This is a genomic window from Desulfobaculum senezii, from assembly GCF_054657395.1.
In genome coordinates, this window is record NZ_BAAHYU010000002.1 from 1,363,602 (window position 1) to 1,385,591 (window position 21,990).

The 21,990-nt window shown below is 61.6% G+C and carries 18 protein-coding genes and 1 tRNA gene; 12 read left to right on the top strand and 7 right to left on the bottom strand.

The features are described 5' to 3' along the window. Nucleotides 1-17: 17 nt before the first annotated feature. The 7 genes from ACYQ2T_RS06945 (at nucleotide 18) to lon (ending at nucleotide 8,928) form a co-directional block, all read left to right on the top strand. On the top strand, nucleotides 18-1,019 hold the full coding sequence (locus ACYQ2T_RS06945) for a lysylphosphatidylglycerol synthase transmembrane domain-containing protein (RefSeq protein WP_459899553.1): 1,002 nt from the start codon (nucleotides 18-20) through the stop codon (nucleotides 1,017-1,019). Further along, nucleotides 1,016-2,377 carry a bifunctional hydroxymethylpyrimidine kinase/phosphomethylpyrimidine kinase gene (gene thiD / locus ACYQ2T_RS06950; RefSeq protein ID WP_459899555.1) on the top strand — a complete coding sequence of 454 codons (1,362 nt, stop codon included), beginning with the start codon at nucleotides 1,016-1,018 and terminating at the stop codon, nucleotides 2,375-2,377. Before ACYQ2T_RS06945 ends, thiD begins: the two co-directional genes overlap by 4 nt. Nucleotides 2,378-2,609: 232 nt before the next feature. Further along, nucleotides 2,610-2,694: transfer RNA gene (locus ACYQ2T_RS06955), tRNA-Leu, on the top strand. A gap of 134 nt (nucleotides 2,695-2,828) precedes the next feature. Beyond that, nucleotides 2,829-4,145 carry a trigger factor gene (gene tig / locus ACYQ2T_RS06960; RefSeq protein WP_459899556.1) on the top strand — a complete coding sequence of 439 codons (1,317 nt, stop codon included), beginning with the start codon at nucleotides 2,829-2,831 and terminating at the stop codon, nucleotides 4,143-4,145. 269 nt (nucleotides 4,146-4,414) lie between these two features. Then, nucleotides 4,415-5,023: an ATP-dependent Clp endopeptidase proteolytic subunit ClpP gene (clpP, locus tag ACYQ2T_RS06965; protein WP_404844720.1), complete on the top strand. Its 609-nt coding sequence runs from the start codon at nucleotides 4,415-4,417 to the stop codon at nucleotides 5,021-5,023. Between the two features lie 7 nt (nucleotides 5,024-5,030). Further along, nucleotides 5,031-6,281 carry an ATP-dependent Clp protease ATP-binding subunit ClpX gene (gene clpX, locus ACYQ2T_RS06970; protein ID WP_459899557.1) on the top strand — a complete coding sequence of 417 codons (1,251 nt, stop codon included), beginning with the start codon at nucleotides 5,031-5,033 and terminating at the stop codon, nucleotides 6,279-6,281. 157 nt (nucleotides 6,282-6,438) lie between these two features. After that, complete coding sequence (gene lon, locus ACYQ2T_RS06975) at nucleotides 6,439-8,928, top strand: endopeptidase La (protein WP_459899559.1); 2,490 nt, start codon at nucleotides 6,439-6,441, stop codon at nucleotides 8,926-8,928. A 243-nt stretch (nucleotides 8,929-9,171) separates the two neighbouring features. Here lon and ACYQ2T_RS06980 read toward each other — a convergent pair whose 3' ends face one another. The 5 genes from ACYQ2T_RS06980 to ACYQ2T_RS07000 form a co-directional block, all read right to left on the bottom strand. Beyond that, nucleotides 9,172-9,801, bottom strand: coding sequence for a trimeric intracellular cation channel family protein (locus ACYQ2T_RS06980; protein ID WP_459899561.1), 630 nt, complete (start codon nucleotides 9,799-9,801; stop codon nucleotides 9,172-9,174). Between the two features lie 100 nt (nucleotides 9,802-9,901). Next, a complete protein-coding gene (locus ACYQ2T_RS06985) occupies nucleotides 9,902-10,573 on the bottom strand; it encodes a FlgO family outer membrane protein (protein ID WP_404844724.1) in 672 nt (223 codons plus the stop codon). 12 nt (nucleotides 10,574-10,585) lie between these two features. Next, on the bottom strand, nucleotides 10,586-10,873 hold the full coding sequence (locus tag ACYQ2T_RS06990) for a hypothetical protein (RefSeq protein WP_459899563.1): 288 nt from the start codon (nucleotides 10,871-10,873) through the stop codon (nucleotides 10,586-10,588). Between the two features lie 14 nt (nucleotides 10,874-10,887). Next, complete coding sequence (locus tag ACYQ2T_RS06995) at nucleotides 10,888-11,736, bottom strand: FlgO family outer membrane protein (RefSeq protein WP_459899565.1); 849 nt, start codon at nucleotides 11,734-11,736, stop codon at nucleotides 10,888-10,890. A 455-nt stretch (nucleotides 11,737-12,191) separates the two neighbouring features. Beyond that, entirely contained in the window at nucleotides 12,192-12,407 is a 216-nt protein-coding gene (locus tag ACYQ2T_RS07000) for a dual CXXC motif small (seleno)protein (RefSeq protein ID WP_404844727.1), read from the bottom strand. Between the two features lie 290 nt (nucleotides 12,408-12,697). On the opposite strand from ACYQ2T_RS07000, the gene ACYQ2T_RS07005 reads away from it, so the two are divergent. The 5 genes from ACYQ2T_RS07005 (at nucleotide 12,698) to ACYQ2T_RS07025 (ending at nucleotide 18,865) form a co-directional block, all read left to right on the top strand. Further along, nucleotides 12,698-13,210, top strand: a complete 513-nt coding sequence (locus tag ACYQ2T_RS07005) for a ferritin (RefSeq protein ID WP_404844728.1) — start codon at nucleotides 12,698-12,700, stop codon at nucleotides 13,208-13,210. A gap of 46 nt (nucleotides 13,211-13,256) precedes the next feature. Then, nucleotides 13,257-13,772, top strand: a complete 516-nt coding sequence (locus tag ACYQ2T_RS07010) for a hypothetical protein (protein WP_459899568.1) — start codon at nucleotides 13,257-13,259, stop codon at nucleotides 13,770-13,772. A 35-nt stretch (nucleotides 13,773-13,807) separates the two neighbouring features. After that, nucleotides 13,808-15,532 (top strand): 2-oxoacid:acceptor oxidoreductase subunit alpha, encoded by a 1,725-nt coding sequence (locus ACYQ2T_RS07015; protein ID WP_459899570.1) that lies wholly within the window; start codon nucleotides 13,808-13,810, stop codon nucleotides 15,530-15,532. Continuing rightward, entirely contained in the window at nucleotides 15,525-16,376 is an 852-nt protein-coding gene (locus ACYQ2T_RS07020) for a thiamine pyrophosphate-dependent enzyme (RefSeq protein ID WP_459899572.1), read from the top strand. Before ACYQ2T_RS07015 ends, ACYQ2T_RS07020 begins: the two co-directional genes overlap by 8 nt. 80 nt (nucleotides 16,377-16,456) lie before the next feature. Next, entirely contained in the window at nucleotides 16,457-18,865 is a 2,409-nt protein-coding gene (locus ACYQ2T_RS07025; RefSeq protein WP_459899573.1) for a PAS domain-containing sensor histidine kinase, read from the top strand. A 72-nt stretch (nucleotides 18,866-18,937) separates the two neighbouring features. Here ACYQ2T_RS07025 and glpX read toward each other — a convergent pair whose 3' ends face one another. Beyond that, nucleotides 18,938-19,921, bottom strand: a complete 984-nt coding sequence (gene glpX, locus ACYQ2T_RS07030; protein WP_404844733.1) for a class II fructose-bisphosphatase — start codon at nucleotides 19,919-19,921, stop codon at nucleotides 18,938-18,940. 30 nt (nucleotides 19,922-19,951) lie between these two features. Then, the gene (gene tkt, locus ACYQ2T_RS07035) at nucleotides 19,952-21,931 is read right to left on the bottom strand and encodes a transketolase (RefSeq protein ID WP_459899576.1); all 1,980 of its coding nucleotides are present in this window, start codon (nucleotides 21,929-21,931) and stop codon (nucleotides 19,952-19,954) included. Nucleotides 21,932-21,990 lie beyond the last annotated feature (59 nt).

Below are 21,990 nucleotides of genomic sequence, written 5' to 3' on the forward strand. Positions count from 1 at the left end.
CCTGACCGGGAGGGCCGATGAAGCGCTGGACAGGGCCGATTCTGCGCACCGCGCTGACCGCCGGATGCATTTGGTATGTCGCCCGCGGCCTGGATGTGGCCGAGCTTGGCCGCGCCATGCGGGATATGGCGCCCATGGCGGTGGTGGTGACGCTGCTTGCCGCGTGTGTGGACTATGTCGGCATGGGCCTGCGGCTTCGGGCCGTGAGCGGTTGGCGCGTGGGCTGGGTGGATGCCATCCACGCGTGTGTGCTGTGCAACGGGCTGAATGTCATTTTGCCAGCGCGTATGGGCGAGGCCGCCAAAATTCTCTATATGCGCCGTCAGAGCGATATCCCGGCCGGAAGCGGCATGGGCATGGTGTTCTGGGAGCGTTTTGCAGACCTGAACATGCTGGTGCTGTTCATCCTTGCCGCCGCGGCGGCAAGTGGCAGGGCGCTGGCTATTGCGCCGGTGGCACTGGTGGCGGCGGGGCTGTGGGGCTGTTTGGTCCTGCTGCGGTTTTTCCCCGCGCTGCGCACTCTTGTGGTGCGCGCGGTGTATTTCTCGCGTTTGCGGGCTTTGGCCGAAGATGTGCTGGGCCAGCTCAATGGGCACATGCGCTTTGGATTTTTGCTGCTCATCGGCGTGTTGTCGCTGTGGCCGTGGGTGATGCACTGGGTGCAGCACTGGCTGCTGTTGGTCTGGGGCGCGGGCCTTGCGCTGTCGCCGGGTGATGTGCTGGCGGTCTTTGTCATCAGTGCGGGCGGGCTGGCTATCCCCTCGTCCCCCGGCAACGTTGGGGTGTACGAGGCCGTAATGGTGGCCGGGCTGGCGCTGTTTGGCGTGCCGCGTGAAAAGGCGCTGGCACTTGCGCTTGTGTGCCACATGGCGTTCCACATCCCCCTTGCGCTCTACGCATTTGGACTTATGACTGTTCATGGACTCGGGCCGAAGGCGCTTCGGACCGGGGCGAAAGCTGAATCGGAACCGGAATCTGAATTTTCTGAAATCGCATTGGAAAAGAGAAATAACGCATGACTGCACAACCTTGTATCCTGACCATAGCGGGGTCTGATTCCGGCGGTGGCGCTGGAATTCAGGCGGACCTCAAGACCATGGCGATGCTGGGCGGCTTTGGCATGTCCGTCATCACCGCGCTCACTGCGCAGAATTCCATGGGCGTGACGGGCATCCACGCGCCTGAGCCGGATTTTGTCGGCCAGCAGCTGGACGCCGTGCTGAGCGATTTTCCTGTAGCCGCCGCCAAAACAGGCATGCTGTTTTCCGGCCCCATCATTGCCGCCGTGTGCGAGCGCCTTGCCACGCGCACGTTCCCCTTGGTCGTTGACCCGGTGTGCGTGAGCCAAAGCGGGCACCGCCTGTTGCAGGAGGAGGCCGTGGACGTCATCCGCCAGCGGCTTATCCCTCTTGCCGACGTCTTCACCCCCAACCGTCCGGAAGCCGAGCTTTTGGCCGGGATGACGATTGAGACGGAGCAGGACATCCACCGCGCCATAGAGCGCCTGCAGGAGATGGGCGCCAAGGCCGTGCTCCTCAAGGGCGGACATTTTGAGGGCGAGCGCATGGTGGACTGGCTGGGCATTCCCGGCGAGGCTCCCGTCGCCCTGGAGCAACCCAAGATTGAGACGAACCATACCCACGGGACAGGCTGTACGCTGTCGTCCGCCATTGCCACGGGCCTTGGAAAGGGGCTCAGCGTCCGGGACGCCGTGACCGCTGCCCAGCAGTACCTGAACAGCGCCCTTGCCGCCGGGTTTGGACCGGGCGAGGGCTATGGACCGCCCAACCACAGCATTCCGCTGCTGCGCCTGCAGGACCGGGAGCAGTGCCGTCAGGGCATGCGCGCTGCGCTTGCCGCTTTGCAGGGCGGCGCCGGCCTGCGCTGCCTGCTGGGCGAGGGATGTATGAATATTGCCTGTTCCACGGTCCACGCACGTGGCGTGGAAGACGTCTGCGCCGTGTCCGGCGGTGTCCTTGTGGACCCGGCCGGGCGGACGCTGGTGGCAGGGGCGCCGGAATTTGGCGTGTCCCAGCGCATGACGGGTATTCTTGCCGCCGCGCAGGCGGTGCGGCCATCCATGCGCGCCTGTGTCTGCATGCCCCGGAGCGCGCCCCTTGCACAGGCCATTGCCGCCAGCGGCATAACCGCCTTTGAAGAGGTGCAGGACCCCGGTCAAAGCCCGGACGCCGCCCGCGATGGTGCGCGCGCCCGCCTGCAGGAGCGCCTAAGCGCCTTGGAGACCGCTCCGCCTGCGCTGGTGGTCGCCAGCCGCGAAGGGCAGGGCGAGGGCGGCACGGTCTGCATCCTTGCCACAACCCTTCACAATGCCATGAAGTGCCTTGACACCCTCGTCGCAACCAGCCAGAAGTCCTGAATATCCCGTGTGTGATTTTTGTAACATGCACGGTGTTTGAGGGATTGACAGTTACGGGCCGGAAGTTTAGTGTTTGCCACTTTGTAAGACAGCGCCCACTGTTGCCCCGGCCAATTTTTTGGCCGTGAGGTGATTTTTTGTCGTTTTATCGATAGACGCCGAGCGCCCGAAAGGGTACAGGGCGCGGTGTCCGGGGAGAAAACCCTCCCCGCGCGGCCTCTCATGAGCATATGCGGCGGTGGCGAAATTGGTATACGCGCTGGTCTTAGGAGCCAGTGCCTTCGGGCTTGCGGGTTCAAGTCCCGCCCGCCGCACCAACCGCGCCATGCGCGGCGAAGGCCGCACACCATCACGTGGAAAACGTCCACATCAGCCCGGGGCGAAGCCGCCGGGCAACGGATAACAGATATCATCTGGGCTTGCCCAAAAGGCTCAAGGAGGAGAGCATCCAATGGAATATACAGTCGAAGAAATTTCTCCGGTAGAGCGGAAGGTCAACGTTACCGTCCCCGCTGAAGAGGCGAATGCCGCCATCACGGCCACTGTCGCCATGTACAAGACTTCCGTGGACATCAAGGGCTTCCGCAAGGGCAAGGTCCCGTCCTCCCTCATCGAGTCCCGCTTTAAGGATCAGGTGTATCAGGAAGCCACCAACGACTTGGTGAACCTGCAGATCAACCAGATCCTCGGCGAGTCCAAGCTGCAGCCCCTGTCCCGTCTGGACGTGGACGCCAAGGAACTCGTCCGTGACGAAGATTTCAACTACTCCGTCGGTTTCGAAGTCGCTCCCGAGTTCGAGATGCCCGACTACTCCAACCTTTCCGTCGAGGAAGAGGCCGTAGAGGTCAAGCCCGAGGAAATCGAGGAAGTCATTGAGCGCATCCGGACCAACATGAGCGAGACCAAGGAGATCGAAGAAGATCGCACCGCTCAGGACGGCGACGTTGCCATCATCAGCTTCAATGCGTGGAGCGAAGGCAAGGAGCTGGACGAGATCAAGGCCGACAACTTCGAGCTTCCCATCGGTGAAGGTCAGGCTCTGGAAGGCTTCGAGGACATCGTCAAGAAGCTGAAGAAGGGCGAAAAGGGCGAAGGCGACATCACTTTCCCCGAAGACTTCATCAACAAGGACTTCGCCGGTCAGACCGTGACCATGCGCGTGACCCTGCACTCCATCAAGGAGCGCGTGAAGCCCGAAGTCGACGACGAGTTCGCCAAGAAGGCCGGCGGCTTTGATAGCGTAGCCAAGATGCGTGAAACCATCGAAAGCTCCTACATGACCAGCCGCAAGAATCTCGCCAAGGCCGACGCCCAGAAGAAGCTGCTGGACGGCCTGATGGAAAAGACCGAGTTCATGCTGCCCCCGAGCCTGCTCGAAGAGAACATCGACCGCCTCGTGGCCGATGTGAAGGACCGCGTGGAGCGCGAAGGCCGCCGTCTGGAGAGCCTTGGCAAAACTCCCGAAGAGCTCCGTGAAGAGCAGCGCGAGAAGGCCGAAGAGCTCGTACGCACCCAGCTCTTCCTGCTGGCCGTTGCCAAGAAGGAAGACCTGTCCGTCGATCCTCAGGAAGTGGAGACCTACATCTTCCAGGAAGCCATGCGCCAGCGCATGGACCCCGAGGCCCTCAAGCGCGCCTACGAGGAAAACAACCTCATGTTCGCCCTGCGTGACCGTCTCCTCGCCGACAAGGCCATGGAGCTTATCTACGCACAGGCTGATGTGAAGGAAGTTCCTGCCGCCGACAAGGCCGAAAAGGAAGAAAAATAGCACTCTATACATGGCGGGGAGTCCTGTGCTCCCCGCCTGTTTTCTCCCCTTCCCCGCCAGGGCCGGGCAGCGCTGTCATCCACTGGCTGCAGGCTCGGCATATTCCTCCTCATGACGGATTCGGGTGCAACCTCCCGAGACAAAAAGCCTTCTGAGAATATCGTCGGGATTTGGCAGTGGACTTGCCAAGTCCTTTTGGCGTATTATTTTCCTTGAGACAATCTTTTCACCAGAGCTACACGAACTGCACACAAGGGAGAGCGATATCCATGGGCACGATACCCATCGTAGTTGAAACCACCGGACGCACCGAGCGCGCTTACGACATTTACTCGAGGCTTCTGAAGGACCGCATCATCGTCCTCGGCACCCCCGTTGACGACCATGTGGCCAGTCTCATTTGTGCGCAGCTGCTGTTCCTGGAATCGGAAAATCCCGAGAAAGAAATCTTTTTGTACATCAATTCTCCCGGCGGTGTCGTGACGGCTGGCATGGCCATTTATGATACCATGCAGTATATCTCGGCTCCCGTGGCAACCCTGTGCATGGGTCAGGCCGCCAGCATGGCCGCCCTGTTGCTTACCGCCGGTGAGCCTGGTATGCGTTATGCATTGCCTAATTCACGGATTCTGATCCACCAGCCGCTCGGCGGCATGCAGGGTCAGGCGTCCGATATCGAGATTCACGCCGCTGAGATGATCCGCATGAAGGAGCACCTCAACGGCATCATGGCCAAACACACCGGCCAGGACCTAGACACCATTGTCAAGGACACGGACCGCGATCACTTTATGGGCGCGGAAGAGGCCAAGGGTTACGGCCTGATTGACAAGATCCTGGTATCCCGAAAGGATATTACGGAAGATAGCAAGGAGTAAGAGGCCTATGTCTGATTCCAAGATGAGCCTGCCACCGGAATTGTGCTGCTCCTTCTGCGGCAAAAGCCAAGAAGAGGTGCAGCGGCTCATCGCCGGCCCCGACGTTTACATATGCGACGAGTGCGTTTCCCTGTGCAATGAAATTATTGCCCAGGAGAGTCTCACCGAGGATGTTGAGGACGGCAAGCTCCTCACCCCCGAAGAGATCCGCAACCTTCTCGACGACTATGTGATCGGCCAGCACCAGTCCAAGAAGACCTTGGCCGTGGCCGTTCACAACCACTACAAGCGTGTGTTCTTTGCTGGCAGCCAGGCTGGCGATGTGGAGCTGGACAAGAGCAACATTCTGCTTATCGGACCCACCGGTTCGGGCAAGACCCTGCTCGCCCAGACCCTCGCACGCGTGCTCAAGGTGCCGTTCGCCATTGCGGACGCCACCACGCTGACCGAGGCGGGCTACGTTGGTGAAGATGTGGAAAACATCCTCGTCCAGCTGTTGCAGAATGCCGACTACGACATTGAATCCGCCTCCAAGGGCATCATCTACGTGGACGAGATCGACAAGATCGCCCGCAAGGGCGACAGCCCGTCCATCACGCGTGATGTGTCCGGCGAGGGCGTGCAGCAAGCGCTCTTGAAGATCATTGAAGGCACCGAGGCGAACATCCCGCCCAAGGGTGGCAGAAAGCACCCGCAGCAGGAATTCATCCGTCTGAACACGGGCAATATCCTGTTCATTCTGGGTGGTGCGTTCATCGGGCTGGAAAAGATCATCCAGCAGCGCGAAGAGGGCGGCGGCCTTGGCTTTGGCGCCAATGTTGCCTCCAAAAAGGAGAAGGACTTCTCCACCCTTATCAGGGACGTGCACCCCGTGGACCTTATCCGCTACGGTCTCATCCCCGAGTTTGTCGGCCGTATCCCAATCGTCACCTCCCTTGAGGAGTTGACGGAGGACGATCTGGTCCGCATCCTCACCGAACCGAAAAACGCGTTGGTGAAGCAGTACAAGAAGCTCTTCGAGCTGGACGATGTGCAGCTGCGCTTCACCCAAAACGCGCTCAAGTCCATCGCGCGTAAGTCGCTGGAGCGCAAAACCGGCGCCCGCGGCCTGCGAAACGTGCTTGAGAACATCATGCTCGACATCATGTACAAGCTCCCTTCACTGACAGGTGTGAAAGAGTGCGTTGTCAATTCCGCCGTTGTGGATAGCGGTCAGGAACCATTGCTGATCTTCCGGCAGGAAGTGAAATCAGCCTAGCCAATACCGATATTCGCTGCGCCCCGCTCGGTCCCGACCAGCGGGGCGCACATGAATCGGACATTGGCGATTGACAATCCACGATACGGAGTTAGGTTGAGAAGAGTTCCATCCGTCCCGGATGGAGCAAGACCCTGTTGCCGAAACGGAGGAGTGCATGTCCGATTTCCCGATGGTGGATAACGATCCCCATTCCGCTCATATACAACTGCCTCTCATGTCGCTGCGCGAGGTGGTCATGTTCCCCCGGTCCATCGTGCCGTTGTTCGTTGGACGGGAAGCCTCTGTCAAAGCCATCGAGACCGCGCTGTCCGATTTCAACAAAAAGATTTTTCTCGTCGCGCAGGAATCGCCGGAAACGGAAAAGCCCGAACCGGCAGACCTGTACGAAGTTGGTACCGTTAGCAAGATTCTGCAACTGCTGCGCCTGCCCGACGGCACCATCAAGGTGCTGTTCGAGGGGCTGTACCGCGCCCGCTGGTCCCGCGAGAAGGGCTTTGAGCCCCTCCCCGAGGACTTTCTGGAAGACGACGACGATGAGGTGACGTTCCCGCTGGTGTCCGTCTCCCGCGTGCAGGAGCAGGCGGAGAGCACCTCCGGCGGCGAGGCGCTGGTGCGCGCCATGCACGAGTCCCTCGACGAGTACGGCAAGGTCAATAAGAAGCTCGCTTCCGAGACCATTATGGCCATCTCGTCCCTGACGGACCCGGGCCGGCTGGCCGACGCCGTTATGCCGCACCTGAAGGCGGACTACGTCAAAAAGCAGACCCTTTTGGAAGAGCTGGACCCGGTCAAGCGTCTGGAGGAGACCTATACGCTCCTGCAGGGCGAGATTGAGATCGCCTTCCTTGAAAAGAAAATCAAATCCCGCGTGAAGTCCCAGATGGAAGGGAACCAGCGCGAGTACTATCTGAACGAGCAGCTCAAGGCCATCAACAAGGAAATGGGGCGCGAAGAAGACCCCATGGCCGAGGTGGACGAAATTGAGCGCAAGTTGGCCGAAAAGGAGATGGCGGAGGAAAACCGCGAAAAGGCTCTCCGCGAGGTCAAGAAGCTCCGCCAGATTCCCCCGTCCTCTGCGGAATACACCGTGGTGCGCAACTACGTGGACTGGATTTTGGACCTGCCGTGGAACGTCTACAAGAAGACGGACCTCGACATCGACAAGGCGCGCGGCATCCTTGAGGCCGAGCATTACGGCCTGAAGAAGCCCAAGGAGCGCATCCTTGAGTACCTTGCCGTGCAAAAGCTGGTGGATACCATCAAGGGCCCCATCCTGTGCCTTGTCGGCCCGCCCGGCGTTGGCAAGACGTCGCTGTCCAAGTCCATCGCCCACGCCACGGGCCGCGAGTTTGTTCGCCTGTCCCTTGGCGGCGTACGCGACGAGGCCGAAATTCGCGGCCATCGCCGGACGTACGTTGGCGCGCTGCCCGGCAAGATTATTCAGGCGCTCAAGCGGGTGAAGTACAACAACCCGGTGTTCTGCCTGGACGAAGTGGACAAGATGAGCACGGATTTCCGGGGCGACCCGTCCGCCGCGCTCCTTGAGGTGCTGGACCCCGAACAGAACGGCACCTTCAACGACCACTATCTGGACATGGACTACGACCTGTCCAAGGTCTTCTTCATCACCACGGCCAACAGCCTGCATTCCATCCCCCTGCCGCTGCAGGACCGTATGGAAATCATCCAGCTGCCCGGCTATCTGGAGACGGAGAAGAGCAAAATCGCCAAGCAGTTCCTTGTGCCCAAGCAGGTGAAGGAACATGGCCTCAAGGACGACAACGTGGTCTTTTCCGACAACGCCATCCTTGAGATTATCCGTCGCTACACCCGCGAGGCGGGCGTGCGTAATCTGGAGCGCGAAATCGCCGGCATCTGCCGCAAGACGGCCATGAAGCTGGTGGAAGAGAAGGACCTTGAAAAGTCCATGCGAGTGACCATGCAGACGGTGTCCAACTTCCTTGGCGTGGCGAAGTACCGCTACGGCGAAAAGGAAGAGAAGCCGCAGGTTGGCGTCAGCTCCGGCCTTGCGTACACCGAACTCGGCGGCGAGATGCTTATGGTGGAAACCGCGCTTATGCCCGGTTCCGGCAAGGTGTCCATCACCGGCAAGCTCGGCGATGTGATGCAGGAGTCGGCCAAGGCCGCCGTCTCCTACCTGCGCTCCCGCTCCGACCTGTTTGGTCTGAAGTCGGACTTCTACAAGTGCATCGACATTCACGTGCACGTGCCCGAAGGCGCCATCCCCAAGGACGGCCCCTCGGCAGGCATCACGCTGGCAACGTCCATCATCTCCGCTCTGCTGAACATCCCGGTCTCCAACGACCTCGCGATGACGGGCGAGATTACCTTGCGCGGACGCGTGCTGCCCATCGGCGGCCTGCGTGAAAAGCTCCTTGCGGCGCACCGCGGTCTTATCAAGACCGTCATCATCCCCAAGGACAACGCCAAGGACCTCAAGGACGTGCCCGGCAGCATCCTGCGCGACCTCAAGATCATTGAAGTCGAAAATATGGATGAGGTGCTTGAGCACGCGCTTATCTGCCCCGACCCGGAGCAGATATTCAGTGGCCGGGGCGACAACGTCGGCCCCATCTCCCAGACCCTCATGAAGGAAAACTGTGAGAACGGTCACGCCCACTAACCGCCGCGCGCGGTAAGCGTACAGCCAAAGCAAAGGGCCGGAACGAGAATGTCGTTCCGGCCCTTTTTCTATGCGTGATGCGTGTTGGGCTCCCTCCTGAGCCACAAAGCCCGGCGGCTTGATGAGGCGATGCCCCCGACAAGGCAGCGGGGCCGCAATGCACAGCAGCGTTGAACGGCTGGCTCTGCGCGTCGGCGGTGGACTGGTTCCGCGTCGTAGCGCGGAGGTCTTGGAGCGGTGTGGTTATTTGGGCTGGGCGTCGTCGCCGGAGTCTGCGCGGCGCACTCGCGGCAGGTGCATATTGGTGCGCATGGCAAAGATGCGCAGCGCGGTGGCGCTGACGATGGTGCCGGTCACCTGAATGGACTCCCCAAACCCGGCCGCGCCAAGGGAGAGAAAGACGAGGCTGCCGAGGATGGCGGCCGTGGCGTAGAAGTCCGTGCGGATGATGGCCGGAACCTCACCCGCCAGAAGGTCGCGGATGGCGCCGCCGCCAACGGCGGTCAGGGTGCCCATAAAGACGATGCCCATGGGGCCAAGGCCGTAGTTCGCGGCTTTGGCCGCGCCAATGGCGGCAAACACGCCAAGGCCGAGGGCGTCGGCGGTCATGACCATATTCCAGCGCCGCGCAACATACGGCGCAACAAGGATGACAATCAGTGCGCCGGCCAGACAGGTAAAGAGGTACACCTCGTCATGGAATGCCGTCGGCGGCGTTGCGCCCAGCAGCACATCGCGGATGATGCCGCCGCCCACGCCCGTTGCCACGGCAAGGACCATGGCCCCGAGAATGTCGAGGCTGTTGCGCGAGGCCTTGAATGCGCCGGAGATGGCGAAGACAAAGGTGCCGAATATGTCGAGAGCGTAAAGCATTGGCGTCTCGAAAAGGTTGGGGTTTATACAAAAAAGCCCTGCGCCGCTGGTGGAGCGGCACAGGGCTTGTACGTGAAATGCGTCTGGTGCGCAATAACGGTTAATACGTGGTCAGGTCGATGGTGTCCGGCCCCTGCGCCATGGAGTCCGGCACGATGAGCGGGGTTGGGCGGCGCGTGGTCTGTACATCGCCGGAGCGCAAAATGTGGGTCTCCACCGACGGCCTGATACGGCTCATCTCCTCACGGGCATCCATATTGAGCAGTTCTGCGACCTCGTGAGTGAGGGGCAGGGTGGCGCTGGACATGGCCAGCACTTCGTTGGACGGGGTGTGGATAAGGCGCACATTGAAGCGCACGTGCTTGCTGGTGCGGGAGTAGGTGCCGGTGAGCATCACCGCGCTGTGCACGTAGCGGTTGTCCGCCAGTTGCACGTCGCGCGTCAGCAGCATTTCGCCGCGTCCGGGCTTGAGCAGGATGTACTTGCCCTTGCGGATTTCCTGCACCTTGTAGCCGGAGCCGACAAACCATGTTGCCAATTCCTCGGCCAGTTGGCGGGCGAGGGGCGAGCTTTGCTCAAGGTCGTCAAGGTTGGCGGGAGTGGTGACGATGAGCGCCGTGCCGCGTGCGGGGCCGTGTTCCAGGCCAAGGCGTTCGGCCAGCTGGGCGTCCAGCGTGGTGGCCAGCGTGTCGGCGGTCTGCGGAATGCTTCCGGCCAGCGCCGGAGTGGCAAAGATGCAGAGCGCGGCAAGTATCAGAAAAATGTGTCGCATGATGGTGCCGTCCTATCGTCTGGTTCTGATGAGCCTGTCGGTTGTTTCAATTTCTTCCGTCAGGGCGGCGCGCATGTCTTCGCGCTGCGCGGCGGCAAGCCCCTGCAGAAAGGTCTCCCTCGCCAGTTCAAAGCGCCCTTGGCCCTGATAGTCCCGGCCTAGGGCAAGGTTGCGCAGGGCCAGTTCATTATAGGGCAGGGCGTCGGCGCGGGTGGTGTTGATGAGCGGCGAAACCCCGCCCAGCGAACACCCGCCCAGCAGGACCCCGGCGGTCAGCAGTATGGGAAGCAGTCGTTTCATTCTCTCCTCCGGGGCTAGTGCAGGTCGTCCTGCTCCAGCATGAAGCCGAGGCTGGTCTTGTCCTTCATCTCGTCATAGGAGCGCATCTCCGTCTCCGCCGTGCGCAGCTGGCGCGCCGCGCTTTTGGCCAGCATGGCCTTGGTCAGCGGCGTCTGCTGGATAAGCGCGGATGCCGTGCGGGCCACCACGCCGTCCGTTGGGCGGAACAGGCGGGCATTCACAAAGAGCGAGTTCTCGTCAAAGTAGTAGGTTCCGGCTAGGACAAGGCCCGGTTGCACCTGCGGGGCGGCGCGCTCCATGTCGCGGGTCAGCACAAACTCGCCGTTGGCGGGATAGGTCGCTACCGTGGGCATGGTGCGGTATTCGCGCACGGGGATGCCGCGCCGGGACAGCTCGTGGAACATCTGCTCCGCCACAAAACGCCCAAAGGACGAGGTGCGCATAAAGTTGTCCTGATTGACGAAGGAGACGGGAATGGTCACCGCTCCGCCAAGGTCAGGGCCATCGGCCAGCAGCTGCGCCGCCAGTTCGCGGATTTTCAGCCGCAATTCCTGCGCGGCGGCCATATGTTCCGGCGGGGCGGACATGGGGTCGTTGGAGTGCAGCCAGATATAGCCGTCTTTGCCGTCGGAGACGAGCACGCCGGGGTGGATGGTGCCTTGGTTGCGCAGGCCGTGGGTTTCCCCATTCTTATGGATGACGCCACCGAATTTGGAGGTCACGCCACTGCCCGGACCCAGCGTATGCTGGCCCGATGACGCGAGCATCTGCTCGCCCGGTGTCGGCGTCTTGTCTTCCGCATGAACTGGAGGTGTGGCCACGAGTATGCTTAGCGCGGCCGCGAGTATCACATGTCTTTTCATCAGGTCTTCTCCTGGTGACGCCTGTTGGAAAAAGTGCATCGTAGTATCTAGATGCCCTATCGGACCCGTGCAGGATTTCTTTAGGATAGTTGAGGATTTTGGTGCCCGACGTGGCGGCAAAAGGTGAATGGTCGGGGGCGGATGCGCGCATGGGGAGAAGGAAAGCGCGAATGCAGCGCGGCGGCGTTGTTGCGCGGCAGGGTGAGGGCGGTCGCCACACGCGGGGCCAGAGGCCGCGCAGACGAGAGGCCGCGGGCGCAGGGCGCAAGCTGGGCGTGCGGGAGTGGCTTTCTGCTCCGCGTTGCGAACAAACGAAGGGCAGCAGGGGGGCGAGAATTCAGGAGAGAGTGTGTCGGCTGACGGACAGGGCGCGGTAAAGGCGCAAGAAATCGTCGGGGCAGGCCCCTACGGAAGGAATTGTCGTGTATGCTGGCGGGTGACGAACGGGGGCGACGTCAGATGCGATCGAAGGGCACGTTGGCCATGAATTCTTCGATTTGATCAAAGAATTCCATGTATTCTCCGAGGGCGAAGCGTCCGCCGCAGGTGTCGCAGAACATGTAGACTTCCTTGCAGGCGCGGATGACGCGGAGCGTGCCGTTGCACGATTTGCACGTCATTTGGGTATTGGCTTCACGCGGGGCGTTGGTGAACACCGGCTGGTCGTGCATCAGGAGCTATCCTCCGTTTCGGTTCGAGAACGTGGCGCGGGCCGTTTGGCCGACGCAACAGGGTGAACCACCTTGTGCACCATTCTCGCGCCGAGGGCAACCCTGCTTTTGCCCGGGCGCCGCCCGCACAGGCCGCAAACCCGCGCCGGTACAGCTTTGCTTGCGATAATCGCAATCATGTGTATCCTTTGAAGAGTCGCCCAATTGGGCGAGAGCGCCGCCCGGCGCTTCTTTTGCGAAAACGAGCGGGGCACGCACCCCGCGGCATGGTCCCAATAGGAGGAAACCACATGCTGAGTGAAAAAATGGAAAAGGCGCTGAATGCGCAAATTAAGTGGGAGTTCTACTCCAGCTACCTGTACCTCTCCATGTCCAGCTACTTTGCGGACAAGGGCCTGCCCGGCTTTAGCCACTGGATGCGCACGCAGGCGCAGGAAGAGCTCTTCCACGCCACCAAGTTCTACGACTACGTGCTGGAGCGCGGCGGCAAGGTTGAGCTGCAGAGCATCGACCAGCCCCCGTCCAAGTGGGACGACACCCTTGATGTGTTCAAGGAAACCCTTAAGCACGAACAGCACGTCACCAAACTCATCAACGAGCTGGTGGACACCGCCATCAGCGAGAAGGACCACGCCTGCAATATCTTCCTGCAGTGGTTTGTTGAAGAGCAGGTGGAGGAAGAGGACAGCGTGAACAACGTTCTGGACCGCCTGAAGTTGATGGGCAAGGAAGGCAGCGGCCTGTTTATGCTTGATCAGGAACTCGGCAAGCGTGTGTTCACGCCGCCGACGACGGCGCAGTAGCGCGTCGTACAGGAAGGAACCGCCCGCAGTATGGGAGGATTGCGCCATGCATGACCGGACCACAATGCTCGACACCATCATCGAGATGAACAGGAAAAGCGCCGTGCTCTACGACAGAGCCAGCGCCGCCTGTAGTGACCCGCTCGGCAGTATGATGTTTGCCTTTCTCCACCGCGAGAAGGAGACATCCGTCTGGCGCTCCCATGTTGCCAAGCTGTCCCTGCGGGGAGAGCTGTGGGCGGCGGCTCCTGATCCTGTGGGGGGCGGCGTGCCCCCGCGCGTTCTTTTTCGGCGGTTGGCGGCGCGGACTGAGCCCGCGCCGCCCCCGCTTGAGCGCGAGCAGGAGAGTGTAGAGCTTGCCCTTGATATGGAAAAGGCCGTCGTCGGCTATTATAGCGGACAGTTCGAGGCTGCCGTGCAGGACGAGGAGCGCCGGTTCATTGAAACAATGATCGCCTCCGGACAGGAAGTCATCCTGCTGCTTACGGATTTGCAATACTATTTTAGTGACCCGCACGGGTGGGTCAAAGCCGCCGAGACCGAAGGAATGGACACCGCCTGAGCAGAGCGCCACCGCTTTGCCAACAAGGAGGCACTATGTCTGAACGGTTCGTAAATGTCGTTATTGGCGGAGCCGCCGGGCAGGGGCTTGTCACCATGGGCCAGCTGCTGGCCAAGAGTGTGGCCCGCGCCGGGTATCAGGTCGCCGTCACGCAAGTGTACATGTCCCGCGTCCGTGGCGGGCACAATACCTTTGCACTGCGCATGGGCGCCTCTCCGGTCCCGGGACCGGATGAGGATATTGACCTGCTGGTGGCAATGAATCAGGAAACCGTCGATCTGCACGCCGCGCGTGTGCGGCCCGGCGGTTTTGTGATTTTGGGCGAGGGACTCTCCTCGGACGAGGCCGCCACCCTGTCCATGCCCCTCAAGGAGCTGGCGCCCAAGCCCATTTTTTACAATGTGGTGGGCCTTGGCGTGCTTGGGGCGGTGCTGGGCATTGGGCGGCAGGTCATTGCCGACCTGCTGCAGCAGACCTTTGGCAAAAAGGGCGAAAAGATTGTGGCCCAAAACCACGAGGTGCTGGACGCCGCCTACGCGTGGGCTACAGAACACAAACCGGAATTTGCCCCCCTTGGCGACGTGGACGGCGGCAAGGACCAACTGCTGATGAACGGCAACGAGGCCATCGCCCTTGGGGCTATGGCCGCCGGAGCCAATTTCTGCTCCTTCTATCCCATGACGCCGGGGACATCCATCGCCCAAAATCTTATCACCAAGGGCAAAAGCCTTGGCGTGGTGGTGGAGCAGGTGGAGGACGAGATTGCGGCCATCAATATGGCGCTTGGGGCGTCCTACGCCGGTGGACGGGCCATTGTGCCCACATCGGGCGGCGGATTTGCCCTGATGACCGAGGGCGTCAGCATGGCCGGAGTGGGCGAACTGCCCGTGGTCTGCGCCATTGCCCAGCGCCCGGGACCAGCCACAGGCCTGCCCACCCACACCGAGCAGGCGGACCTGAACCTTGCCCTGTACGCCGGGCATGGTGAATTCCCTCGCGCCATCATGACGCCCGGAACGGTGGAGGAGTGCTTCCACCTTGCCTACCGGGCCATGGATCAGGCCGAACGCTATCAGACGCCTGTCATTATCTTGACAGATCAATACCTTGCGGACTCCCTGCGGACCATTGCGCCCTTTGACCTTGAGGCGCTTCCCGAGGTGGCGCGGCCCGCGCGTCATGACGAGGTGCCGGAGAAGTACCAGCGCTATGCGGAAACGCAGACCGGCGTCTCTCCGCGCTTGTTGCCGGGATTCGGCGAGCATGTCGTTGTGGCGGACTCACACGAGCATCTGCCGGACGGGCATATTACCGAGCGCCCGGACGTGCGCAACGCCCAGAACGAAAAGCGCCTGCGTAAGGAAGTGGGCCTGCGGGAAGACGCCGTTGCCCCCAGCTTCTACGGCGATGACGCCCCGGATTGCCTGCTGGTGTGCTGGGGCTCGTCCGTGGACGCCACGTGCGAGGCGGCGGAGGTCTTCCGCGCCCGTGGCGGCAAGGTTGGCGTGCTGCACTTTTCGCAGGTGTGGCCCCTGCGCCCCGGCGATTTCAAGAAGCGGATGCAGGATGCCAAGATGGTCGTCTGCATAGAGGCCAATGCCACAGGCCAGTTTGCCGCGCTGCTGCGTAAGGAAACGGGCCTCGTGTGCGACGCGCTGGTCCTGCGCTACGACGGGTTGCCGTTTACGGCGGAATTCATCGTGGGACAGTTGGAAGAGCAGGGGTGCACAGGCGAGAAGAAGGAGGGCTCCAATGGTTAGCGTTCAGGACTTTGGCGACGTTGAAACGGCATGGTGCCCGGGGTGCGGCAACTTCGGCATCATCAAGTCCGTAAAGCAGGCATTGGCGGAGGAAGGGTATGGCCCGCATCAGGCCATTATCGTCTCCGGCATTGGACAGGCGGCAAAACTGCCGCACTATATGCGGGTGAATTTCTACAACGGCTTGCATGGGCGCTCACTGGCTTCGGCGCAGGGCGTACGGCTGGCCAATCCGGAGATTCCCATTTTGGTCACCAGCGGCGACGGGTGCAGTTACGGCGAGGGCGGCAATCACTTTTTGAATGCCCTGCGCCGGAATATGAATCTGACCCTCATCGCGCATGACAACCAAATCTACGGCCTGACCAAGGGCCAAGCCAGCCCCACCACCATGCTGGAGCATGTGACCAAGGCCCAGCCGTGGGGCGTTGCGGCTGAGCCGTTCAACCCTGTGGCCGTGGCCATTGCCATGAACGCCAGCTTTGTGGCGCGTGGTTTTTCCGGAAACGGCGAGCATCTGACCAAGCTCATCCGGCAGGGGATGAACCATAAGGGTTTTGCCCTTATTGATGTGCTGCAGCCCTGTGTGTCGTTTAACAAGATTAACACCCATGCGTGGTACAAGGAGCGGTGCTACGAGTTGCCGGAGGACTATGACCCAACAGACCGCGCCGCGGCTATGGACAAGGCCTTGGAATTCGGCGACCGCATCCCCCTCGGGGTGCTGTACACGGTGGAGAAGCCCAGCTTTGACGAACGGTTGCCGCACTTGCACGGCGCGCCCCTTGGTGAGCAGACCGTGGACCGCGAGGCTCTGCGCGAGGTCATGATGTCCTACGCGTAGTGCGGATACCGCGAGTAAAAGAGGAGCCGGACCAGTGGTTCGGCTCTTTTTTTGTGCGCTGTCTGTGGTAGAATAGTCCGATGAGTACAGGCTATTCCCCGGATTCCATATGGAGCCGCCAGCGGCTGGTACGGTACGGTATGTCCGCGCTGTGCGCTGTGGTGTGCCTGTGCGCCGCGCTGTGGGGGAGCGTGCCGGCTTGTGCTGGGATGGGCGCCCTCGCGGCACCGGCGGGGCATGTGCAGGTGGGGGGCCAGCCTGCGCAAGCGGCCCTTGATATGGCCCGCATTTGGGAGACGGTTGCCCTGTTTGGCGAGCCGGACGCTCTGCATGGCACGGCGTCGCACCGTGTACCGCAGACGCGCCTGCGGCATCTGGCGGCAGTGTTTATGGGCATATTTGTGGTGCTGGGCGTCTTTGTCTTTACCCATTACCGCGCAACACGCATCCGGCGCGAGGTGGAGGACCGTCTGCGGCGGCGGGAGCGTGAATATCGGGTGCTGGTGGAGAATATCCCCAGCGTTGTCTACCGCTGCGTGAATGACGAGGACTGGACCATGCGCTACCTGAGTGAGCGCGTGCAGGCCCTCACCGGGTACGCGGTAGCGGATCTGCTGGGCAACGTGCGGCGGAGTTATGGGTCTATCATCCACCCGGATGACAGGCAGGCCGTGGCGGATGGCGTCGCCGCTGGTTTGGACTATGACGGACGCTTTACGCTGGAGTACCGCATTATCACGGCCACTGGCGGTGAAAAGTGGATATATGAGATTGGGCAGGGCGTTCGCGGGGATGACGGCGAGTACAGGGTGCTGGTGGGCACGCTTACCGACGTGACGGACCGCAAGCTGGCCACGGCGGCACTGCAGCGCAAGGCGCAGGAGTATGCCCGCGTGGTGGAGGAGCGCGAATTGCTGCTCAGCTCCATGCGCGACTTTGTCTATCGGCATAACCGTGATGGGGTGTTTGAGTATGTGTCCCCCAGCGTTGAGGCTGTGCTTGGGTACAAGCCTGAAGAATTCCGGGTGCATTACAGGCAAACGCTGACGGACAGCCCGCTGAACGCCAAGGTGGAAGAGCAGACAAGGCAGGCGCTGACTACGGGCATTGCGCAGCCGCCATACTTGGCAGAAATGGAGCACAGGGATGGCTCGCGGCGCGTGATGGAGGTGAGCGAGCGGCCCATTATGCGTGATGGGTTGGCCATTGGGATGGTTGGTGTGGCGCGCGACGCAACGGAGCGCGTGCACGCCGCCAACGAGATAGAGCGCCTGCGCAAGCTGCTGGCGAACATCGTGAATTCTATGCCCTCGGTGCTTGTTGGAGTGGATGGTGACGGCGTGGTCACGCAGTGGAACCGCCAAGCGGAACGCGAAACCGGCACCAGTGCGGAAGAGGCCATTGGGCAGTCCATTGAGGCAGTGTTCCCTCGCATTCAGCGGCAGATGGACCGGGTGCGCAAGGCCCTGCGCGAGCGCGAGGTGCAGGCGTCCAGCAAGGCGGCCAGCATCCACAACGGGCGCACCGTGTATGAGGATGTCACCGTGTATCCGCTGGTGACAAATGGGGTAGAGGGCGCGGTTATCCGCATAGATGACGTGACCGAACGTGTGCGCATAGAAGAAATGATGATTCAGACGGAGAAAATGCTGTCCGTTGGCGGGCTGGCGGCGGGTATGGCGCATGAAATAAACAACCCGCTGGGCATCATTCTGCAATCCGCCCAGAATCTGGAGCGGCGGATGAGTCCGGACCTTGTGAGGAACGTTGAGGTGGCGCAGGAGTGCGGCGTGGACCTTGCCGCCGTGCAGCGCTATATGATTGAGCGCCGCGTGGATACGTATGTGGCGGCCATTAAGGAGGCGGGTCAGCGCGCCGCGCGTATTGTCCATAATATGCTGGACTTTAGCCGCAAGAGCGAGTCTGCCCTCGCGCCCTGCGATATCAATGCCTTGCTCGACCGGGTGGTAGAGCTGGCCTCCAGTGATTACGACCTCAAGAAGCGCTACGACTTTAAGCTTATCGAGATTGTGCGCGAGTATCAGGACGGACTGCCGGACATTGTCTGCACGCAGACCGAGATAGAGCAGGTTATTTTGAACCTTTTGAAGAATGCGGCGCAGGCCATGGCGGAGACCACGCACGGGCGCCAACCCCGCATCACCCTGCGCACGCGGCAGGAGGACGACTCTGTCCGCATCGAGGTGGCGGACAACGGACCGGGGCTCAAGAAGGAACACCGCAAGCGCGTGTTCGAGCCGTTTTTTACCACCAAGGCGCCGGGAGTTGGGACGGGACTGGGGCTGTCCGTGTCGTATTTTATCATCAGCCAAAACCATTATGGGACCTTCCACGTGGAATCCACGGAAGGCGGAGGCGCAACCTTTGTCATCTGCCTGCCACGGGATAGGGAGGCCATGGCCCGGCGCATGAAAGAAGGCAAGCCGCCGCAGAATATGTTTGGCGCGGACGAGGACGACCCGACATAAAAAAAGCCCCGGCGAACCGGGGCTTTTGTGTATCTGTCATCAGCGCCACATGGGGCTGGTGAGGACGACGGACTAGTCGTACTTCACCGAGGAGAAGCGCATCAGCTTGTTCCAGCTGTGGGAGGCTTCAATGTGGCGGATGGTTCCGGTCTTGCCGCGCATGACCAGCGAATGGGTCGTTGCGCCGCTGCCGGAGTAGGTGACGCCCTTCAGGAAGGTGCCGCCGGAGATGCCCGTAGCGGCAAAGAAGGTGTCGTCGGTCTTCACCAGCGTACGCACGGTGAAGATTTCGCGGACGTCGATGCCGGAGTCCATCAGGGCCTGCTCTTCCTTTTTGGAGCGCGGGTCCAGACGGGCGAGCATTTCGCCGCCCATGGCGCGGATGGCGCAAGCGGACAGCACGCCCTCGGGGGTGCCGCCGGTGCCCATCATGCAGTCAACCTCAGAGCTGGGGTTGATGGCCATGAGGGAGCCAGCCACGTCACCGTCGGTGTGCAGCTGGATGCGTGCGCCAGCGGCGCGGATTTCCTGAATAAGCTGCTTGTGGCGGGGCTTGTCCAGCACGAAGACGACGAGGTCGTCCACGTCTTTGCCCAGGGCCTTGGCAATCTTGGTCAGGTTGTCTTTGACCGGGGCGTCGAGGTGAACGACGTCCTTGGCCGGTGCGGGGACGACCAGCTTCTGCATGTAGTAGCTGGGACCGGGATTGAACATGGTGCCCTCGGGCGCGACACCAACGACAGAGATGGCGTTGGGGCGGCCAAAGGCCAGCAGGTTCGTTCCTTCCACGGGGTCCACAGCGACGTCAACGCCGATGCCGCCGCCAGCGCCCACCTGCTCTCCATTATAGAGCATGGGGGCTTCGTCCTTTTCGCCTTCGCCGATGATGACGGTGCCGTTGATGGGCAGGGCGTTAAAGGACAGGCGCATAGCATCCACAGCAGCCTGGTCCCCGGCCTCTTTGTTGCCTTTGCCGAGCCAACGACCCGAGGCAAGGGCCGCCGCTTCCGTGATGCGGACCAGATCCATTGCGAGATTGCGTTCAGGGGCTTCCACTGTGACTCTCCTTTCTAGCGCCGTATTCGGTTAGCCGAGCTTTTCGGTGATAATGCGGGACAGGTTCTCGGGAGTAAAGCCATATTCCTTGGCGAGTTCGCCCGCGGGGGCGGAAGCGCCGAAATGGTCCATGCCGTACACGATGCCGTCGATGCCAGCATACTTGTACCACAGCGCGGTGGAACCAGCCTCGACAGCCACGCGCAGGCCGCCGCCGAGAACGGCGTTTCTGTACTCTTCGGGCTGCTCGTCGAACAGCTCGTGGCAGGGGATGCTGACGATGCGGACCTTGCGGCCGTCCAGCTGCTTGGCGGTCTCCATAGCGAGGGAGACTTCGGAGCCGGAGGCCATGATGGTCACGTCGGGTTCGCCTTCGCAGTCCTCAAGGATGTAGCCGCCCTTGGCCGGGCCGTCCACCACGGAGGGGTAGGAGGCCGGAGCCAGCACAGGCAGACCCTGACGGGTCAGCAGCAGGGTGCTGGGGCGGTCGGTCTGCGTGAGGGCGATTTCAAGGCTGGCACGGGTTTCGTACGCGTCGGCGGGCCTGAAGACCAACAGGTCCGGAATCAGGCGCAGGGAGCTGACGTGTTCCACCGGCTGGTGGGTCGGGCCATCTTCGCCAACGTAGAAGGAGTCGTGCGTGAAGACGTGCAGGACGGGCAGCTTCTGCAGGGCGGACATGCGCAGGGCGTTGCGTTCGTAGTCGGAGAAGACGAGGAACGTCGCGCCAAAGGGAATCACGCCGCCGTGTGCAGCCATACCGTTGAGGATGGCGCCCATGGGGAATTCGCGTACGCCGAAAGAAAGGTTCCGCTTGCTGTGGTCGTCGGCGCAGAACACGCCCACGGTGTCGCGGAACTTGGCAGTCTGGTTGGAGGGGTCGAGGTCGGCGGAGCCGCCAGCCAGCAGGGGCAGCTGGTGCATGATTTCATTCAGGCATGCGCCCCAAGCCTTGCGCGTGGCAACGGAGGAGCCGGCCTCGAACTCGGGCAGGTTCAGCTTCAGGTCGGTGCGTTCGGCGGTCACGCTGGCCCACAGGGCGTTGAAGTCGGCGTCGTTTTCGCGGCGTTCGACAATCTTGCGGCTCCACTTCTTGGCCTCGGCCTCGTAGAAGCCGAAGTTGGACTGGAAGTGGGTGAGCACTTCTTCGGGCACCTGGAAGTCGGCCTTGGGATCAAGCCCCCACTTTTCCTTGGTGGCGGCGATTTCCTCGGGCGGCAGCGGCGCGCCGTGGGTTTCGTGGTCGCCTTCGCGGGTGGCAGTGCCCTTGGCCATGACGGTGTGGCCGATGATGAGCGTGGGGCGCGAGCTGAGCTGGGCGTCGCTGATGGCCTTGCGGATGGCGGTGTGGTCGTGGCCGTCAATGTCGATGACGTTCCAGCACATGCCTTCAAACACGGCCTTGTAGTCGATGCAGTCGCAGCGGTCGGTGGGGCCGGCCAGCTGAACGTCGTTCTTGTCGTACAGCACAACCAGCTTGCCAAGACCCCACAGGCCGGCCAGAGAGGCGGCGCCGAGGGCGACGGGCTCCTGCAGGTCGCCGTCGGAGGCCAGCACGTAGGTGTGGTGGTCCACGGCGTCCTTGCCGGTTTTGGCGCGGAGCATGGCTTCGGCGACAGCTTCACCAACACCCATGGCAAAACCCTGACCCAGCGGACCGGTGGTCACTTCCACGCCGGGAATTTCAATCTCGGGGTGGCCGGGGGTTTTGCTGCCAAACTGACGGAAGGCCTTCAGGTCCTCGATGTCGAGGTAGTCACAGAAGTGCAGCAGTCCGTACAGCAGGGAGGACTCGTGACCTGCGGACAGGATGAACCTGTCGCGGTTGAACCAGTCGGGGTTGGTGGGGTCGAAGCGGAGAAAATCCTTGAACAGAATGTAGGCCATATCCGCGGAGGACATGGGGCCGCCGGGATGACCGGAATTGGCTTTGCGGGTGGCGTCCATGACCAATGCCTTGAGGACGTTCACGGCCTTGGCATCCAGAGCGGGAATCACCTCGGTCTTCATGGTCTATTTTCCTTTCCGCCGGGGAGGCGTTTGGGTTTGTATCCGGATAAGCCGGAGAA